Below are 17,277 nucleotides of genomic sequence, written 5' to 3'. Positions count from 1 at the left end.
GCACTCTTTGGGCTTTCGCGGAATGTCACCTGAATATGTACTACATAAACGTGTGATAGCACAGGTGTTCGACTGCGAGTATCGTTGGAGTCGTGGCCAGCAACGATGCACCCCAGACGACACCCGCCGAGTGGTGGCGTGTCGACACGGCGACGCTGCATGCCCGCAAGCAGGAACTCGAAGTCCTCAAACGTCAGTTGGATTCGGAGCAGAACGCGATCCTGGCGGAAATCAATATCCGTGGGGTTCGGGGGTGTTCGGGTCATTCGACGTTGGCGGCGATGATTTTCGAGGATTTTCACGTCAGCGTGAAGGAAGCCGATGCACGAGCTGACCGGGTACTGGCGCTACATCCCGGTGTGGCGGTGGGTGGTGATCGGGTGCCACCGCTGGCGCCGCTGACCGCTGAGGCCGCTGCTGAAGGGGCGATCGGTGGCTCGCAGATCGACGCGATCATCGGGGCCCTGGCGCGGATCCCGTCCTTCGTCCCGGAGGAAGACGTGCGGGGTGGGGAGAAGATCCTGGTGGATCTCGCCCGGCACGCCGGGCCCCGCGCGATCGCCCAAGCCGGGCGGCGGTTGCTGGACGAGCTGGACCCGGACGGGAAAGAGCCCCGGGACGAGAACCCCAAAGACACGCGCCCGGAGTTGCGGTTCGTCAAACACCGCAACGGCACCCTCGGTCTCAAAGGCACTCTCGATCTGGAGACCTACGCACGCTTGAAGTCCGACCTCGACCCCATGGCCAAACCGCACAAGGCCATCGACGGTGTCCGGGACTCCCGCACCCAAGACGAACGCTACGGCGACGCCTTCACCGACTACGTGAGGTTGAAGACCACCAGCCGCAACCTTCCCGGCCAAGCCGGAGAAGCCACCCACATCCTGGTGACCATGTCCTACGAGGACCTCATCAGCGACCTCGGTGAAGCACACCTGGACCTGGTCGGTCCGATCAGCGCCACCGACGCCCGCATCCTCGCCTGCGACGCCCGCGTGCGGCCTGGGGTTCTCGGTACCGCGGGCGAGCCCTTGGATATCGGCAGGTCGAAACGGACCGTGTCGTTGGCGCAGAAGTACGCGCTCACCATCCGCGACGGAGGCTGCGCCTTCCCGGGCTGCGACATGCCGGTACCACGCTGTACCGCACACCACATCGTTTTCTGGGAACACCACGGCGAAACGAAAATCGACAACCTCGTGCTCCTGTGCACCAAACACCACCGGCTCATCCACCACAGCCAATGGAAAGTCCGGATCGCTCAGGATGGCCTGCCCGAATTCACCGCCCCGGCCTACCTTGACCCCACTGGCCAACCGAGGCGCAACACCATGCACCTCAGGACATAGGCCGGCCCACCTCGGTCCCTTGCCTCAGATTCGTCACCAGCGCCGTCGATTTGCCCGTGACGGCGGCGGCGAGGGGACGTTCGAGGCCCGGGAGCTTCGCCACGCGCAGGAAGATCCGGCGCGCTTGGAGCAGGAGCCGGTTCGCGGGCAGGAACCATCGTGCTCCGCGGCGGGCGACGTGCTGCTTCTCGGTGACCACGGGGCGGACCAGCTTTTCGTACTCCGCGAAAGCGTTCTCGATCGAGCTCGCCCGCGTGAGTTGCTCGGCCAGCACGAACGCGCCCGTGATCCCGAGGGAGGCGCCCTGTCCGGCAAGGAGCGAGACGGCGTAGCAGGCGTCGCCGACGAGGACGACTCGGCCGCGGCTCCAGGACGGCATTTCGACCTGGGCGACCTGGTCGTAGTACACCTCTTCGGCGGGTGGGCAGAGATCGAGCGCTCGGGGTACGGCCCAGCCGAGCGAGCCGTAGTTCGCGCGGAGCGCGTCTCGCGCGTCGGCGGGCAGGGCGGGATCGGTGGCGCGGTGTACGGCGAACGCGGCGAGCTTGCCGTCGCGGAGACCGTAGAAGCCCATCTGCCTGCCGATGGTGTCGGTGAGGCAGAACCGCTCCCCCACCTGGTCGCGGATCGCTTCGTCCTCGAAGACGAACGCGGCCGTGTGGAATCCGAGATACCGCAGGAACCGGTCCTCATCACCGAAGACCAGCCGCCGGACGGTCGAATGGATTCCGTCGGCCCCCACCAGGAGATCGGCTTCGAGCACCTCGCCGTCCGCCGAGGTCACCCGCACGCGGTCGCCGAGATCCTCGAACTCCGTGACCCCGGCACCGAACCGGACGTCCACTGTGGACGGTAGCGTCTCACGCAACACCCGTTCGAGATCGGGCCGCATGATGCTGCACAGCCTGCCCCGCACCGACTTGGCGAACTGGACGTAGTCGATCGCGGCCCGGCGGCGTCCGTGTTCGTCCAGCAGGCTCGCTTCGTCCACTCGGTACGCGACGTTCTCGACCTCGGGCAGCAGGCCCATCTCCTCGACCGCGTCGTAACCCGGGCCGAAGAAGTCGATCATGTAGCCCTGCTCCCTGGGCCTCGGGGCGCGTTCGAGCACCACGACTTCGATGTCTCGCGCCGCGAGCCGGTGCGCGAGCGCCAAACCGGTGATCCCGGCACCGCAGATCGCCACCTTCATGACTTCCCTCCCTTTCGATTCAGCGGACCAGCCTGTGCAGGACGGCCGGGATGACCCCGCCGCCGGACTCCGGTTCGAGCGCGCGATGCAGCAGAAGCCCGTCCACCGTCGCGAAAAGCACCTCGGCCGTGGCCTCGGCGTCGGTCACTCCGCGCTCCGCCAGCCAGCCGCCGAACCTGGTGCGCAAGCCGGTGAGGATCTCCCGGATGCCTTGGCGCAGGGTGTCTTCGCGGGTCGCGGCCAGGTACGCCTCGGCGAACAGCAACGACATCGGGTCGGTTCCGGTGTACTCGCCGACCGACGCCAGCAACGCGTCCACCGCGGCCTCGGGTGTTCCGGCCGCCTCCAGCGCCGGTTCGAAAGCGACGGCGACCTCGCGCATCGCTCCCAAAACAGCCTCGATCAGCAGGGCTTGCAACGACGGGAAGTGGTAGTGCACGACGCTCGGGGTCACCCCCGCGCGTTCGGCGAGGATCCGGGTGCTGACCGCGGACCAGCCGAGTTCGGGCACCAGTGCGACCGCGGCTTCGAGTAACCGCCGCCGCGCGATCTGACCACGTTCCGCGGCCGGGGAGCCTGCCACCATCGCCTCCTAGGGCGTTCGTCCTGTACGACTGCCCTGATAGTAGGCCTGGTTCGCGCAGGCGCGCAAACTCGGTGGTCACGGCGCCGCACGAGCCCTAAAGTTCCGCTGGAGCCGAGGGGGGAACGAGGGCACGGTGGAACTGGACGGGTACAAATGGCGCACACTGATCAGTCAGGTCCGCCTCGGCAAGGACGAGTACCGCGTCATCCGCCCGGCACGTCGGATCTCACACGGCTCGTTGAGCGAAAGCTGGCACGGCGCGGAGCTGGACTTGGACGAAGCGGCCGCGCGCGAGCTGGCCGTCGCGTGGTGGCTGGCGTCGCGCTCGCCACGCAGCCTGGTCTATCTGCCTTATCGCACGAGCCGGACGACCTGCGAACGGGACTGTGACTGCCGGTCCCTCGATCTGGTCCTGCTGCATCACAGCCTGCAGTTTCCGTTGTCCCGTTGGAAAAGCGTGCGCGCCCGGCTCGGCGCCGGAGTGCCTCACACAGTGAAAACGCCGCCGAACGCCTTCCCTGTCCTCGGCCGCGAAGACCGCCTGGGCTATCCCGGCGACCTCAACCAGCTTCGCCCGGGCATCGCCGCGGACACTCTTTTCCTCGTCGGCAGCCGCCACGCCTTCGAGGTCGAAAGCGACAACGTGCGTGACGTCGCCGAGGACGGCCCTGCTCTGATCGGCGAAGCGCCGGGACGGCATTACTGCGCGGAACTCGGCCTCGGCCCCACCTACGTCACCTATCCGAACAGCGGCTTGCCCGGCGGCATGCTGCACGTGGTGCTCTGCGAAGACCCGGAAGTCCGAACGCGGCAAAAATGACCTCGCTCCGCGCCGCGGCCGTCGCGAGGCTTGCTCTCCCGATCTCATATCTGGAGGACACATGGTCTCGAAACCCCGCGTCGCGCTGGGCATGTTCGTTCTGGTCGCGCTGGCGGGCGGATTGATCGCGTTGCTGATCTCGCTCGAGGCGGGCGCCTTCTGGATCAAGGTGCTGCCACTCGGCTTGATGGCGGGCGGAGCAGCCGTCGCCCAGTCGCTCGGGCTCTTCAACAAGCCCTCGAAGGAGTCGAAAGACTAGGGACCGGTCCCCGCTTTCGCTGTTAACGTCCCGCCGGTGACCGAACTGGGTGCCTACATCGAACGCTTCGAGACGAACTCCCGCAGCCGCGCGATCCGGGGGCTGGCCGCGATGGCGATCGGCACACCGATCGCCCTCTTCGGCACCGTCCTGTTCCTCATGGGACAGGAGGCCGGGGTCTCCGGCGGGGAGATGTTCATCGGCCTCGTCATCGGCTGCGGACTGGGGCTGGCCTTGATGGGCGCCTGGCTCTGCTGGCAGGCCATCGGCAAACGGGGCGAGACCTTCACCCTGTACGAGCAGGGGTTCGTGCACACCTGGCGCAAGTCGACCACCGTCGTGCCGTGGGACGTGATCGAGGCGGTCGTCGACCACACGAAGAGCAACGTCCTCGCCAGGACCCTCGGCGGCGACGTCGGCTGCCTCGTCAAACTCGCCGATGGCCGGAAGATCCTCATCAACGGGTTCACCGAAGGCGCCGCCATGCTGACCTACAACATCTTCGAGGCCGTCGGGCGACGTCCGGCCTGAGCCACGGCAACCTTCCGGCCCCGCCGCGCGTTCTCTCAACACGGGCAGGAGGGGTCATGGAGATCATCGTCGCGAACGAACTGGGCGTCCGGGCCGTGGTGCTGACGCTGCGGGCCAAGGGATCGGCGCTCGATTTCCGGCTGTTCCCCATGGTGCACATCGGCACGCAGGCCTACTTCGACACCGTGCGGCGGCAGGCGAACGAATGCGACGTGGTGGTGGCCGAGGGGGTCGGCGACGCGAAACCGGTGTCCAGGCTGACAGCGAGTTACCGGCTCGCCGCCCGGAACAAACGCCTCGGGCTGGTGGTGCAGGACCTGAAGGCCGGCACCTTCACCGTGCCGACCGTCCGCCCGGACCTCGACGGCCCCGCCTTCTCCGAGGGCTGGCGCCGCGTCCCGCTCGGCGACCGGTTGATGATGTCCCTCCTCGCGCCGACGCTGGGGGTCTTCCTGCGCGGCTTCGGCACTCGCGGGATGCTGGCGCGGTTCCTGACCGTCGACGACGAAGACGATTCGTGGACCGAAACCGCCGAGGTCATGCCCGAGTTCGACGACCTGATCGGCGTCAGCCGCGACAAGCTCCTCGTGGACGCGCTGGCCGAGCTGCACGAGCAGCGGCATCACGAGCCGGGGACGATCGGCGTGGTCTACGGCGCCGAGCACATGCGCGCGGTCGTCCGCGAACTCCGCACCCGGTTCGGCTACGTCGTGCGGGACGCGGAGTACGTCACCGTGTTCAGCCTCTGAGCGCCTAGGTGGGGTCGCCTCTTCACGACTGCCGCAGCGGTGTCGCGAAAGCCACTTTCGGGACGTCTGATGTCCTGAAAGTGGCTTTCGCGACACCGGAGAGAGCTGACGCGACCCCTTCGAGACCGGGCAGGCCGGGCGGGGCGGGCTGGCCGGGCGGGGCGGCGGCGTTGCGAAAGCCACTTTCGCAACCCTCAACGTTGCGAAAGTGGCTTTCACAACGCGCTCCCGCAGGCCCCGGCACCCGCTGCCCCGAACCTGACGACCCGTAGCCCACCCGAGCCACACCGAAAGCACGACACTCACCGAACACTGAACCCCCTGCAAGCGATCAACCAGACCGCCTGAGCAGCCCCGAAGCCCTCGAACCCGCCGACCTCGAAAGACCCACCCCCACCCCCGACCCAAACCCTGGTCCGGGCGCACGCCACCGGCCTCAACCCAGTCGACCGGAAGACCCACGAGACCGGCGAAACCGACCCGATGAGCGACCCGCCGTTCGTCCTCGGCTGAGACAATTCCGGCGTGGCCGAGGAAGTCAGCGCGGGCGCGGAGTACGCCGCCACACCGAGCCGTCACTTCGGCGCTCCGGTCGAATCCCGCGCTCACGCCGACCATCTCGCCATCACGGCCGCCACCGGACGGCCCGGCGAACCGGTCGCGCCTAGACGCGCTGCGGCGCGAAGGTCCGGCGGTAGTCCTGCGGCGCGACACCGACGACCTTGTGGAAGTGGTGGCGCAGCAGGGCTCCCGAGCCGAAACCGCAGCGGCGCGCGACCTCGTCGACGCTCATCGTCGTCTCCTCGAGCAGCGACCTCGCGTGCAGCACCCGTTGCGTCGAAAGCCATCGGTGGGGTGTGGTGCCCGTCTCGGCGACGAACTTGCGGGCGAAGGTGCGCTCGGACATCTGCGCGCGGCGGGCGAGGTCGGCGACGGGATGTTCGTGGGCGATGGTGTCGAGCATCCAGGTGAGCACCGGCTGGAGACTGTCGCTGGTGCATTCCGGGATCGGCACTTCGACGAACTGGCGCTGCCCGCCCTCGCGCTGCGGCGGCACCACCATGCGCCGGGCGATCGCGGTGGCCGCGGCGGAGCCCAGTTCGCGCCGGATCAGGTGCAGGCAGGCGTCGATGCCGGCGGCCGTCCCCGCGCTGGTGATGATGTCGCCGTCGTCGACGAAGAGGACGTCCGGATCCAGCCGCGCCTTCGGGAACCGCTCCCGGAACCGGGCGCTGTGCCGCCAGTGGTTCGTGCACCGCCGCTCGTCGAGCAGGCCCGCGGCGCCCAGCACGAACGCGCCGGTGCAGACCGAAAGCAGCGTGGCGCCCCGCGCCGATGCCGCGCGGAGCGCCTCGAGCACCGCGGGCGGGTACTCGTCGCGCACGTCGCAGGCGGGGACGACGACGAGATCCGCGTCCTCGGTCGCTTCGAGGCCGTGCTCCGGAGTCACCTTGACGCCGTGGCCGAGGGTGAGCGGCTCTCCCGCCCGCTCCCCGCACACGCGGAAGTCGAGCAGGGGCACTCCGTCATCCGTGCGGTCGTAACCGAACACCTCGCAGACGACGCCGAACTCGAAAGCGGCGAAATCGTCCAGCAGCACCACGGCGACGCTCTTCAGCATGACCGCAGCATAGCTGGCAGGATTTTGACGCACAACGACAGGACTGCCACTTTTGGCAGGATGTCGAGTGGCGCAAACTTACTGCCATGACCGCAATCATCGTCACCCTCGCCCTGATCGCCCTGATCACCTACCTCCTGGAGCGCAACCACGCGCGGCAAGGCCGTCCGACCGCGTCCGGCGGCGACCCGCTCGGTCACCCCTTCTGGAGGGGAGGTTCGACAGTCTGAGCCCATCGGTGTCACGAGAGACACGTTCGCCGCCGAGAGCGTGAACAAAGCCGCCATCCGCCGAGGTCAAACCCCTGATCATGGGTTTAAACCACTTCGTCCGTATTTTCTGCCGGTTACCAGTTTTCTGGTTAGGGTGCAGTGGTGCAAACGGGTTAACTCGGGCGGAAGGAGAACGCGCCGTCATCGGCGCGTGGCTGAACATGAGTTCGCAGGACGGTAAACAAGCGGAAGAAGAGGTCGTCGCGGAGACCGCGACGGATCTCGCCCACGCACCGGATACGACAGGTCCGGGCCACACGCCCGATGAACACGTCCCCCTCGACCTCGCCTCCGAACGACCCGCCGAGACCGACCGCACCGTTTTCGGTGTGGCGGCGGCCCTCGCGCTCGCGATCATCGTCTGGGGCGTCCTCGCGCCGGAGAGCCTCGCGAACGTCGCGTCGACCCTCCTCAACGACGCCGTGATTCCTTATGGCGGCTGGGCTTTCGTGCTCACCGCGAGCGGTTTCGTGATCTTCGCGGTCTGCCTGGCGATAAGCCGCTACGGCCGGATCCCGCTGGGCGGGGACAAGGAACTGCCCGAGTTCCGGACGTCGTCGTGGATCGCGATGATGTTCAGCGCCGGCATGGGCATCGGCCTGATGTTCTTCGGTGTGTACGAGCCGGTCTCCCACCTCGCGAGCCCGCCCCCGGGCACCGCGGCCCCCAACTCCGACGAAGCCGTCCACACCGCGATGGCGACGACGTTGTTCCACTGGACCGTGCACCCGTGGGCGATCTACGCCGTCGTCGGTCTCGCGATCGCCTACAGCACCTTCCGCAAGGGCCGCACCCAGCTGATCAGTTCGGTGTTCGCCCCGCTGATCGGCAAGCGGCGCACCGAGGGCCCGCTGGGCAAGGCGATCGACATCATGGCGATCTTCGCCACCCTGTTCGGTTCGGCCGCTTCCCTCGGCCTCGGCGCGCTCCAGGTAGGCGGCGGCATGGGCGCCGTCGGCTGGATCGACGACCCCGGCAAGGGCCTGCTGGTCGCGATCATCGCGATCCTCACCATCGCGTTCATCGCCTCGGCGGTTTCCGGCGTGGCCAAGGGAATCCAGTGGCTGTCCAACATCAACATGGTGCTCGCCGCGGTACTCGCGGTGTTCGTCCTGGTGGTCGGGCCGACCGTGCTGATCCTCAACATCGTGCCGGGCGCGATCGGCGACTACTTCCGCGAGCTGGCCGAGATGTCCGGCCGTACCGGGATGACCGGCGGCGAGGAGATGCAGACCTGGCTCGGCGGCTGGACGGTCTTCTACTGGGCGTGGTGGATCTCGTGGACGCCCTTCGTCGGCATGTTCATCGCGCGGATCTCCCGCGGCCGCACCATCCGGCAGTTCATCTTCGGGGTCATCGCGATCCCGAGCGTCGTGAGCCTGATCTGGTTCGCGATCTTCGGCGGCGCGGCGATCAGCAGGCAGCGGGCCGGTACGGACATCGCGGGCGCGGGCAGTGCCCAGTCGGCGACGTTCGAACTGCTCGAAACCCTGCCGTGGTTCATCCCGATCGCGATCCTGGTGATGATCCTGGTGTCGATCTTCTTCGTCTCCGGCGCGGACGCGGCGTCGGTGGTGATGGGCACCTTGTCCCAGCGCGGAAGTGTGCATCCGAAGAAGGGTGTCGTCATCTTCTGGGGTGTCCTGATGGGCGCCGTCGCGGCGGTGATGCTGCTGGTCGGCGGGGACAAGGCGCTGACAGGGCTGCAGAACCTCACCATCCTGATCGCGGTGCCGTTCGTGTTCGTGATGGTCGGGCTGTGCGCGTCGGTCTGGAAGGACCTGCGCAACGATCCGCTGATGAAGCAGGAAGACGCGATGATGCTGTCGCTGAAGGAACTGCACGAGGAACGCACGAACGGCCACGGCCGCCGTCGGACCATCCTCGGCCGGTCGAAGCAGCGCACCTGAGCTGATCGCGCGTGAAGGCCCCCTTCCCTCTGCCCTGGTTTTAGATGACCAGCCGAGGGAAGGGGGCCTTCACGCGCATCAGGCACGCCCGAGGGCGACGAACGCGCACAACGCGAGATACGCCAGGTCCAGCAGCGCGATCTTGGGCTCGCGACGGCGGATCCGCAGGACCACCGCCCCCGCCATGACCAGCGCCAGCCCCAGCGCGGCCAGCGGCACCAGCACCGGCGCGATGTCCAGCAGCGCGGGCAGGATCAGGCCGGCCGCCCCCAGGATCTCGACCGCCCCGATCGCCTTGACAGTGCCCGGCCCGAAGTCCAGCACCCAGCCCGCGCCGGACGCCACCCCGGCGATCTTTTCCCTCGGCAGGAACAGTTTCCCGACACCGGACACGAGATACATGACGGCGAGCAGACCGGCGACGATCCACAGCGCGGTGTCCATCAGTGCCCTGCGAACTGGCCCGGCGTGTAGTCCCCCGCCGGCTGCCGGGTGATGACGTTCAACCGGTTGAAGGCGTTGATGAGCGCGATCTGGGTCACCAGGGCCAGCAACTGCTCGTCGTCGTAATGCTTGGCGGCGGCTTCCCACGCCTCGTCGGTGACACCGCTGCTGTCGGCGATGCGGCAGCCCTGCTCGGTGAGTTCCAGCGCGGCGCGCTCGGCCTCGGTGAAGACCGTCGCCTCCCGCCAGCACGCGACCAGGTTCAGCCGGACGGCCGTCTCCCCCGCCGCCGCGGCGTCCTTGGTGTGCATGTCGAGGCATCCCGAGCAGCCGTTGATCTGGCTGGCCCGGATGTTCACCAGTTCCCTTGTCGCGGCGGGAAGTTCGCTGCCTTCGAGGACCCTTCCCGCCGCGACGAGGTGCTTCACCAGCTTCGGCGCGAGAGCGGTCTTGAAGACTTCGAGTCGTGCCTGCATGGGATTCTCCTTCTCGTCGTTGTTTCGCTTACTTGGACGAGGGAGCCTCCAGAGAGGTAACACCCAGTGCCGCGAGGCGACGTGGATCACTCACGGAGTCGATCGCGACGATGCGGCCGTCGACGACGGTGCACGCCATCACGCCGCCCAGCCTGCCGCGCTTGTCCCAGGTCACGAGGCCGGGCTTGCCGCCGACCAGTGCGGGGCGCAGGGTCCCCACGGCGCGGGCGCCGCGCTGGACCCGGGTGGCCACGTCGGTCGCGCCCGACCTGACGACGACACCGCGCGCGGTCTCCGAGCGCCACGTCACGTCGGGATCGAGCACCCGGATCAACCCGTCGAAGTCCCCTTCGCGCGCGGCCGCGAGGAACGCGTCGACCACGGCGCGCTGCTGCGGCTCGTCGACCGGGCGACGGCCCTGCACCTTCCGGCGCGCGCGGCTGGCGAGCATCTTGGCCGCGTCCGCGGATTTGCCGAGGATCTCGCCGACCTCGGCGAACGGGACCGCGAACAGATCGTGCAGGACGAAGGCCAGCCGTTCGGCCGGGCCGAGCGTGTCGAGCACCACGAGCAGCGCCAGCCCGACCGATTCGGCCAGCAGCGCGTCTTCTTCGGGCGAGTCCTCGAGCACCAGCACCTCGGGCGCCTCGTCGAAGGGCTCCTCGGGGCGGGTCTTGCGGGAGCGCAGGACGTCGATGCAGACACGGCCGACGACGGTGGTCAGCCAGCCGGAGAGGTTGTCGATCGTGTCGGCGTCCTGACGCGCCAGCCGTAACCAGGCCTCCTGGACGGCGTCTTCGGCGTCCACACGCGAGCCGAGCATCCGGTGGGCCACCGCCACCAGACGTCCGCGCTGCTCCTCGAACGCACTGGCCAGGGCATCGCCGGTCATGTCGTCACCTTCCTCGCGCCGAATCCGTCATGGCCATGACGAACGCGGCGCGAGAAAGGTAACTCCTTCACACCGTGACCAGCCGGGCCGGGGCGTTGCGAAAGCCACTTTCGCAACGTTGAAGGTTGCGAAAGTGGCTTTCGCAACGCCCGGCAGTTGGGTATTGAGGGCCACCGAGCAGTTGGCCGGGCAGGTGAAGGCCCCCTTCCCTCGCCTCAGCACAGGGAAGGGGGCCTTCACGGACAACACCGAGAGATCAGACGTCCCGGATCGGTGTCTTCACGACCTTCTTCATGCCGGGGTTCTTCGTCTCCGGCCGCTTCTGCGGTTCAGCGGTCGAGCCGCCGATGCCGGAGTCGATCGCCGCCGTGACGATCAGGTTCCGCTCGTCGGACGAGATGACCTCGCCGTCGAGGAGTTCCTGCGTCACGGCCCGCACGTAGGTCACGAACTGGTCGTTCGACGAGTAGTCCGACTCGTCGTCGATCACGTCGTTGATCGTGCAGCCGTTACCGGTGTCGCGGTTCTCGACCTGGCTGTCCGCCGAGCCGAGGATCACCGTGTCCCGGACGTCGGAGTCCGGGCACGTGTCCGGACCCGGCGGCGCGGCGACGATGGTGAACGCGCCGCCCTGTTCCGCCGAGACGTTGCCCGCCTTGTCCGAAGCCCGGTACGTCAGCGTGTGCGTGCCGAGCGCGGTGACCTTGACCGGTGCGGTGTACACCGTCCAAGCCCCACCGTCCATTTTGTACTCGATCTTGTCCACACCGGATCCGGTGTCGGTCGCTGTCAGGTTGATGGTCGCGTCCTCGATGTACGACCAGCTCCCGTCCAGATCACCGCTCACCACCACCGAAACGGCGGGCGCGGTGCTGTCGTCGCCTTCGACGATGGTGAACGCCGCCGCACCTTCGGCCGAGACGTTGCCCGCCTTGTCGGTCGCCTTGTAGTTCACCGTGTGCGCGCCGACGACGGTCAGCGCGAGCGGCGCCGAGTACGTCAGCCAAGGGCCGCCGTTCAGCTTGTACTCGACCTTGCCGACACCCGAACCGGCGTCGGTGGCCGTGAGGGTCACGGTCGCCTTGCCGACATAGTTGCCGGCGGTGTCCTTGGTCCCGGTCACTTCGGAAGTCACCGCTGGGGCGGTCGTGTCACCGCTGACGATCGTGAAATGCGCCATGCCCTCCGGCGAGACGTTGCCCGCCTTGTCCGAAGCGCGGTAGTGGACCATGTGCATCCCCGGCGCGGTGACCGCGACCGGAGCGGTGTACGCGGTCCACGCGCCATCGTCCACTTTGTACTCGACCTTGTCGACGCCGGAGTCGGCGTCGGTGGCGGTCACCTTCACGGTCGCGGTGTCGAGGTAGTTCCCCGCGCCGTCCTTGTTCCCGGTCACCTCGGACGTCACCGTCGGCGGCGTCTTGTCACCGGGCTGGCCTGCGACAACACTGAACGACGACATCCCTTCCGGGGAAACGTTCCCGGCCTTGTCGGTCGCCTTGTAGTGGACCATGTGCGAACCCACGGCGTTGACCACCACGGGCGCGGAGTACGCGGTCCAGGCGCCGCCGTCGAGCTGGTACTCGACCTTGTCCACCCCGGACTGGCTGTCGGTGGCGGCCAGGTTCACCGTCGCGGAACCGACGTAGTTCCCGGCGGTGTCCTTGGTGCCGGTGACGTTGGCGGTCACCGTCGGCGGGGTCGTGTCGGGGTTGCCGCCGCCGTCGGTGACGACGAGCTCGCCGACCATCTTGCTGTGCCCCTGGATCGTGCAATAGAACCGGTACTTGCCCGGCGTCAGCGTCACGGTCGCCTGGTGCTCGCCGTTCTGCTCGTCATAGGGGTTCGCGAGGATGTTGAGGTTGACGTCGTGGTTGTAGCCGGCGGTCGTGGTGTCGAACGTCAGCGTGTGCGACATCGTCGAGCCGAGGGCTTCGGTGTTCTTGAACAGGATCGTGGTCTCGCCCGCCACCGCGGTGGTGGGCGCGCTGAGGTAGTGGTCGGTGCTGTCGCCCGCGGTCCATTCCAGGGTCTGGACGGGCGCGGCGGAGGCGGGTGCGGAGGAGGCCGGTAACACCAGGCCCGCTATCGCGAGCGTCGCGGCCAGCAAGGCCGCGACGAGGATTCTTGGGGACATCGCAGGGAAACCTTCCGTACAGGGAGACCGGCCGGGCACGCGGAATCCACGCGCCCGGCCGGCTTTCGCGCTACAGCTGCCGCACCCGGATGTTGCGGAACTCCATCAGGTCGTTGTCACCGTGGTTCTGCAGACCGATGAACCCGCTGACGAACTGCCGGAAGTCGGTCGACGGGTCGCCCGCACGCGAGGACTGGATCCCCGGCGCGTTCTCGAACTCGTTGATCACGACGCCGTTGCGGCTGATCGTGTACTTCTGCCCGACAACCTTGACCTCGTACTCGTTCCAGGTCCCCTTCGGCTTCACGCCAGCCTGGTCCAGCGGCCGCGGGTCGAAGTTGTAGATCGACCCGGTCTTCTGCGGTTCACCGGTGGCCCCGTCGTACAGCTGGACCTCGTGTCCGCAGTAGATCGCGACCCAGGCCTGCGAGGTCTTCGCCGACCCGACCGTGCCGCAGCTGCCCGGCGGGCGCTGCTCCAGCGGCGTGCGCGGATCCGGGAACCGGACGAACACCCCGCTGTTGGCGCTGCCGCTCGGCGCGATGTCCTTGAACTGCAGCTTCACCGAGAAGTTGCCGAACTGCCGGGCGGAATACCACAGCATGCCCAGCCCACCCGACGGTCGCAGTGACCCGTCCGGCTGGATGGCGAACTGCCCGGACGGCGCCTGCGACCAGTTGCGGAACGACTCCGCCGTGCCGTCGTAGATCGCGTCGTAGCCGGTGACGCCCTTGTTGCCGATGGGCGACGCGGCGGCCGCGGCGTTGATCTTGTCCGACTCGGCCGAGTTCAGCACCCCGAGATCGCCCAGCCGGTCCACGGCCTGGGTGACGTGGTTGACGAAACCGGCGTGGGAGGTCCACGTGCTCTCGTCGTCGATCATGTCGTCGACCGTGCATCCGCCGCCCGCGTTCCGGTTGGTCACCCCGGTGTCGGTGTCACCGATGCTCACCGTGGCACTGGGATCCGCCACGAAACAGCCGACACTGACCGAGTTCCGCGTGGTCACCGTCTCGCCGTCCGCGTAGGTCACGGTCAGCTTGGCGGTGTAGAGGCCGGTGCGCGGGTAGGTGTGCCGCGGGTCGGCCTGCGTCGAGATCGTGCCGTCGCCGAACTCCCACTTGTAGGAGACGCCGCCGGACTTCGACCCGGTGAAGGCCGCGGTGAGCGGCTTGTTCTGCACCATGGTCGACATCGCCGCCGCGGACGGGGTGGCCTCGCCGCCGGTGTAGCTGATCTTCACCAGCTTCTGGTTGTCCTGCAACGTGAAGAAGCCACTGCCGTAGTCGAGCGCGTACAACGCGCCGTCCGGACCGAACTCGGCGTCCATCCAGCTCTGGAGCTTCAAGTCGCCGCCGCCGGTCGGGATGATCTGCCGCACGGTCTCGGCGAACACCGGCGGATCCTGCTTCGGGACGCCGTTCGGGTCGACGGTGACCGCGATCCGGTTCTGCCCGTTGCTCTGGTCACCGATGAACCACTTGTCGTTCCAGTACGACGGCCACGCCACACCGCTGGTGGTGTTGACGAGATCGCGGTGGTACGTCGGCCCGGTCATGACCGCCTGGCCGCCGCCCTTGAGGTACGGCTGCGTGTAGGTGGCCTCGGCCGCGTTGTACGACGGGACGGAGCTGTTGGGACGGTTGGGGAACACCGGCCCGCCGCCGTCCGGCGAGTACCAGATCATGTTCTTCTTGACCGGCGGCAGGTTCACCAGGCCGGTGTTGCGCGGCGAGGTGTTGACCGGGTTGTCGCAGTCGTACCAGCCGGTGAGCACTCCGGCGTTGGTGCTGCTGCGGTCGCGGTAGGGCTGCTTGTTGCCCATGCAGTACGGCCAGCCGTGGTTGCCGGCCTCGGTGATGATCGTGGCGGTCTCGTACTTCGCCGGGCCGAGTTCCGGACTCGGCGTGGACGCGTCCGGACCGACCCACGCCGCGGTCAGCCAGTTGGTCTTCTTGTCGACTTGCAGACGTGAGATGTTCCGCACGCCCATCACGTAGATCTCGGGCCTGGTCTTGTTCCCGGGGTCGTTGGCCTCGGGGAACAGGTTGCCCGCCGGATTGGTGTACGTACCGTCGGCCTCGGGGTGGATCCGCAGGATCTTGCCGTTGAGGTCGTTGGTGTTGCCGGCGGTGCGGCGCGCGTCCTGGAACGAGACGCCCTTGTAGTCCTCGGTCCAGTTGTTGCCGGAGTACCCGTTGGAGCCCTGCGACGAGTTGCTGTCACCGGAACCGACGTAGAGGTTCCCGTCCTTGTCGAACGCCATGCCGCCACCGGCGTGACAGCAGCTGTGGATCTGCACGTCCCACGAGAGCAGGTCCTTGCGGGTCGCCTGGTCCAGCGTCTGCTTGGTCAGGTCGTAGGTGAACCGCGAGACCGTGCGCTTGCCGATCCGCTTGTCGATGTCGATCGACGCGTGCGGCATCCAGTAGGCGTACATGAAGCCGTTCTCGCTGAACTTCGGGTCCAGCTCGAGCCCGAGGAGGCCTTCCTCGTTCTTGACCAGTTCGTCGCCGCTGCCGCGGTTGCCCATCACCTTGAGCGTGGTGAGCAGCTTCGGTTTCTTGGTGACCGGGTCCCACTGGTGGATCGTGCCGCAGCCGGCGCCGATCTCGGGGTTGGTCCAGTCGTTCGGCGCGGGCACCGAGTTGCCGGCGCAGGCCGCGCGGCCGATGTAGAAGACCCGGCCGTTGGGTGCGATGGTGAGCCCGTGCGGTTCGCCGATCTGGTCCATCTGGCCCGGCTGGTTCTTCGCGGTCAGGCGTTCGACCTTGTAGTGGGCCGCGATGCCCGCCTTGCAGTCCCCGCGCACCATGCCGGTGGTCCACTTCAGCGCGCCGAGGATGTGGCTGCGGAACTGGGCTTCGCCGTAGCTCGCCTCGGTCCGGCCCATCCCGGAGTAGAAGGAACGGCCGCCGTCGTAGTCACGGCACCACGAGATCGGGTGGAAGGCGCCGTTCGCGCCGACACCCGGCTTGTAGGTCGACTCCTCGACCTGCGCGACGGTGTGGACGGTGCCGACCGGGTTGACCTCCCAGTTGAGCCACCGGTCCGTGCGGACCCACTTCTGCGGCAGCCCCGCCGTGGTGGGGTTCGCCTTGTCGAGGACGTCGACAGTCGCCTCGGCCGGAGCGGTCTCCGGCGGCGGCGGGGTGGTCGACTGGTCCTTGAACAGTTTGAAGTCGGCCAGCTGGGTGGCCGATTCACCGGCGTTGGCGGTGATGTTCAGCCGGTAGTTCGAGTACGCCGTCGTGTTGGCGAAGGTGAAGGTGCGGCTCTGGAACCGGTCGGCGAACACCTCGTTGGTGCGGGTGTCCAGATCGGTCCACGCGGTCCCGTCGTTGGAGCCCTGCAGGGTCCAGCTCTTCGGGTCACGGCCGGCGAAGTCGTTCGCCGACACGAGCGCGTAGCTGCTCACCGCGACCGGCGCGGCCAGCTTGTAGGCGATCCACGCGGTGTTCGCGAAGGCCAGCCACTTGGTGTTCTCGTTGTTGTCGGCCAGCTTGTCCTTGCCCTCGTTGGGCGCGTTCTCCGCACTCGCGGTGACCGAGGCGACCGCCTCCGGCGTGGGACGCGCCCCCACCGGACGCGCGCCGATCAGACCGGAGAACCACTGCGAGCCGTCCTGGGCGCGCGCGGCGTCCGACAGCCCGAGGAAACCGCCGCCCGCCTTCATGTAGTTCTGCAGCGAGGTTTCCTGGTCGCGGTTGAGCGTGATGCCCTGCGCGGAAAGGAAGACGACGCCGCGGTACTTCGCGAGGTTCGCCGGGGTGAACACCGCGGGGTCCGAAGAGGACGCGACGGAGATCCCGTTGGCCTGACCCAGGCTCGAGATCGCGTCCGTGGCGCGCAGGACGGGGTCCTTCTGGTCCGCGGCGGTGCCGTGGAAGACCAGGACGTTCACCGGGACGTTCGTCGCGGCTTCGGCGGTCACCGGTGCGATGGCCAGCGGAAGCCCGGAGGTGACGACGGCGCCGACCGCGATCGCGGCCAGTGACCGTCTGCGGAGGCGTCGTTGCGAAAAGACTCGTCTCAAGTT

Annotated in this window: 15 protein-coding genes; 7 read left to right on the top strand and 8 right to left on the bottom strand. The window is 67.8% G+C overall.

What is annotated here, in order from left to right:
- Positions 1–92: 92 nt before the first annotated feature.
- Complete coding sequence (locus HDA45_RS28155) at positions 93–1,349, top strand: DUF222 domain-containing protein (RefSeq protein WP_184900307.1); 1,257 nt, start codon at positions 93–95, stop codon at positions 1,347–1,349.
- On the opposite strand, the gene HDA45_RS28150 is transcribed toward HDA45_RS28155, so the two are convergent.
- Together HDA45_RS28150 and HDA45_RS28145 are read right to left on the bottom strand one after the other, a co-directional pair.
- Positions 1,339–2,541: an FAD-dependent oxidoreductase gene (locus tag HDA45_RS28150; RefSeq protein ID WP_184900305.1), complete on the bottom strand. Its 1,203-nt coding sequence runs from the start codon at positions 2,539–2,541 to the stop codon at positions 1,339–1,341. The two genes, HDA45_RS28155 and HDA45_RS28150, sit on opposite strands and share 11 nt — an antisense overlap.
- Before the next feature lie 19 nt (positions 2,542–2,560).
- Positions 2,561–3,124 carry a TetR/AcrR family transcriptional regulator gene (locus tag HDA45_RS28145; RefSeq protein ID WP_343072169.1) on the bottom strand — a complete coding sequence of 188 codons (564 nt, stop codon included), beginning with the start codon at positions 3,122–3,124 and terminating at the stop codon, positions 2,561–2,563.
- A gap of 136 nt (positions 3,125–3,260) precedes the next feature.
- Between HDA45_RS28145 and HDA45_RS28140 the strand changes: the two genes are divergently transcribed.
- From HDA45_RS28140 to HDA45_RS28125, 4 genes are all read left to right on the top strand, one after another.
- Positions 3,261–3,947 (top strand): hypothetical protein, encoded by a 687-nt coding sequence (locus HDA45_RS28140; protein ID WP_184900301.1) that lies wholly within the window; start codon positions 3,261–3,263, stop codon positions 3,945–3,947.
- Positions 3,948–4,008: 61 nt separating this feature from the next.
- Entirely contained in the window at positions 4,009–4,206 is a 198-nt protein-coding gene (locus tag HDA45_RS28135; RefSeq protein WP_184900299.1) for a hypothetical protein, read from the top strand.
- A 36-nt stretch (positions 4,207–4,242) separates the two neighbouring features.
- On the top strand, positions 4,243–4,737 hold the full coding sequence (locus HDA45_RS28130; protein ID WP_184900297.1) for a hypothetical protein: 495 nt from the start codon (positions 4,243–4,245) through the stop codon (positions 4,735–4,737).
- 56 nt (positions 4,738–4,793) lie between these two features.
- Positions 4,794–5,486, top strand: a complete 693-nt coding sequence (locus HDA45_RS28125) for a hypothetical protein (protein WP_184900295.1) — start codon at positions 4,794–4,796, stop codon at positions 5,484–5,486.
- Between the two features lie 664 nt (positions 5,487–6,150).
- Here the strand turns inward: HDA45_RS28125 and HDA45_RS28120 are convergent.
- Positions 6,151–7,107, bottom strand: a complete 957-nt coding sequence (locus HDA45_RS28120; RefSeq protein WP_184900293.1) for a GlxA family transcriptional regulator — start codon at positions 7,105–7,107, stop codon at positions 6,151–6,153.
- A gap of 86 nt (positions 7,108–7,193) precedes the next feature.
- On the opposite strand from HDA45_RS28120, the gene HDA45_RS28115 reads away from it, so the two are divergent.
- Together HDA45_RS28115 and HDA45_RS28110 are read left to right on the top strand one after the other, a co-directional pair.
- Positions 7,194–7,337, top strand: a complete 144-nt coding sequence (locus HDA45_RS28115; protein WP_184900291.1) for a hypothetical protein — start codon at positions 7,194–7,196, stop codon at positions 7,335–7,337.
- 203 nt (positions 7,338–7,540) lie between these two features.
- On the top strand, positions 7,541–9,289 hold the full coding sequence (locus HDA45_RS28110) for a BCCT family transporter (protein WP_184900289.1): 1,749 nt from the start codon (positions 7,541–7,543) through the stop codon (positions 9,287–9,289).
- Positions 9,290–9,367: 78 nt separating this feature from the next.
- Here the strand turns inward: HDA45_RS28110 and HDA45_RS28105 are convergent, their stop codons facing one another.
- The 5 genes from HDA45_RS28105 to HDA45_RS28085 all read right to left on the bottom strand — a co-directional run bounded on the left by HDA45_RS28105 (position 9,368) and on the right by HDA45_RS28085 (position 17,274).
- On the bottom strand, positions 9,368–9,733 hold the full coding sequence (locus HDA45_RS28105) for a DoxX family protein (RefSeq protein WP_184900287.1): 366 nt from the start codon (positions 9,731–9,733) through the stop codon (positions 9,368–9,370).
- Positions 9,733–10,209: a carboxymuconolactone decarboxylase family protein gene (locus HDA45_RS28100; protein WP_184900285.1), complete on the bottom strand. Its 477-nt coding sequence runs from the start codon at positions 10,207–10,209 to the stop codon at positions 9,733–9,735. The genes HDA45_RS28105 and HDA45_RS28100 overlap by 1 nt, the downstream gene beginning before the upstream one ends.
- A 28-nt stretch (positions 10,210–10,237) precedes the next feature.
- Positions 10,238–11,101, bottom strand: a complete 864-nt coding sequence (locus tag HDA45_RS28095) for a sigma-70 family RNA polymerase sigma factor (protein ID WP_184900283.1) — start codon at positions 11,099–11,101, stop codon at positions 10,238–10,240.
- 256 nt (positions 11,102–11,357) lie between these two features.
- Positions 11,358–13,238 carry an OmpL47-type beta-barrel domain-containing protein gene (locus HDA45_RS28090; RefSeq protein ID WP_184900281.1) on the bottom strand — a complete coding sequence of 627 codons (1,881 nt, stop codon included), beginning with the start codon at positions 13,236–13,238 and terminating at the stop codon, positions 11,358–11,360.
- A gap of 70 nt (positions 13,239–13,308) precedes the next feature.
- A complete protein-coding gene (locus HDA45_RS28085) occupies positions 13,309–17,274 on the bottom strand; it encodes a ThuA domain-containing protein (protein ID WP_184900279.1) in 3,966 nt (1,321 codons plus the stop codon).
- Positions 17,275–17,277 lie beyond the last annotated feature (3 nt).

Source organism: Amycolatopsis umgeniensis (genome assembly GCF_014205155.1).
GTDB lineage: Bacteria > Actinomycetota > Actinomycetes > Mycobacteriales > Pseudonocardiaceae > Amycolatopsis > Amycolatopsis umgeniensis.
Note: the sequence above shows the minus strand (reverse complement) of the source record. Positions and strands in the feature narration are given on the sequence as shown.

Excerpts from the sequence above, each read along its gene's own strand:
- HDA45_RS28150 (WP_184900305.1), bottom strand. The coding sequence starts at position 2,541 with ATGAAGGTGGCGATCTGCGGTGCCGGGATCACCGGTTTGGCGCTCGCG.
- HDA45_RS28135 (WP_184900299.1), top strand. The coding sequence starts at position 4,009 with ATGGTCTCGAAACCCCGCGTCGCGCTGGGCATGTTCGTTCTGGTCGCG.
- HDA45_RS28125 (WP_184900295.1), top strand. The coding sequence starts at position 4,794 with ATGGAGATCATCGTCGCGAACGAACTGGGCGTCCGGGCCGTGGTGCTG.
- HDA45_RS28120 (WP_184900293.1), bottom strand. The coding sequence starts at position 7,107 with ATGCTGAAGAGCGTCGCCGTGGTGCTGCTGGACGATTTCGCCGCTTTC.
- HDA45_RS28115 (WP_184900291.1), top strand. The coding sequence starts at position 7,194 with ATGACCGCAATCATCGTCACCCTCGCCCTGATCGCCCTGATCACCTAC.
- HDA45_RS28110 (WP_184900289.1), top strand. The coding sequence starts at position 7,541 with ATGAGTTCGCAGGACGGTAAACAAGCGGAAGAAGAGGTCGTCGCGGAG.
- HDA45_RS28105 (WP_184900287.1), bottom strand. The coding sequence starts at position 9,733 with ATGGACACCGCGCTGTGGATCGTCGCCGGTCTGCTCGCCGTCATGTAT.
- HDA45_RS28100 (WP_184900285.1), bottom strand. The coding sequence starts at position 10,209 with ATGCAGGCACGACTCGAAGTCTTCAAGACCGCTCTCGCGCCGAAGCTG.
- HDA45_RS28095 (WP_184900283.1), bottom strand. The coding sequence starts at position 11,101 with ATGACCGGCGATGCCCTGGCCAGTGCGTTCGAGGAGCAGCGCGGACGT.
- HDA45_RS28090 (WP_184900281.1), bottom strand. The coding sequence starts at position 13,238 with ATGTCCCCAAGAATCCTCGTCGCGGCCTTGCTGGCCGCGACGCTCGCG.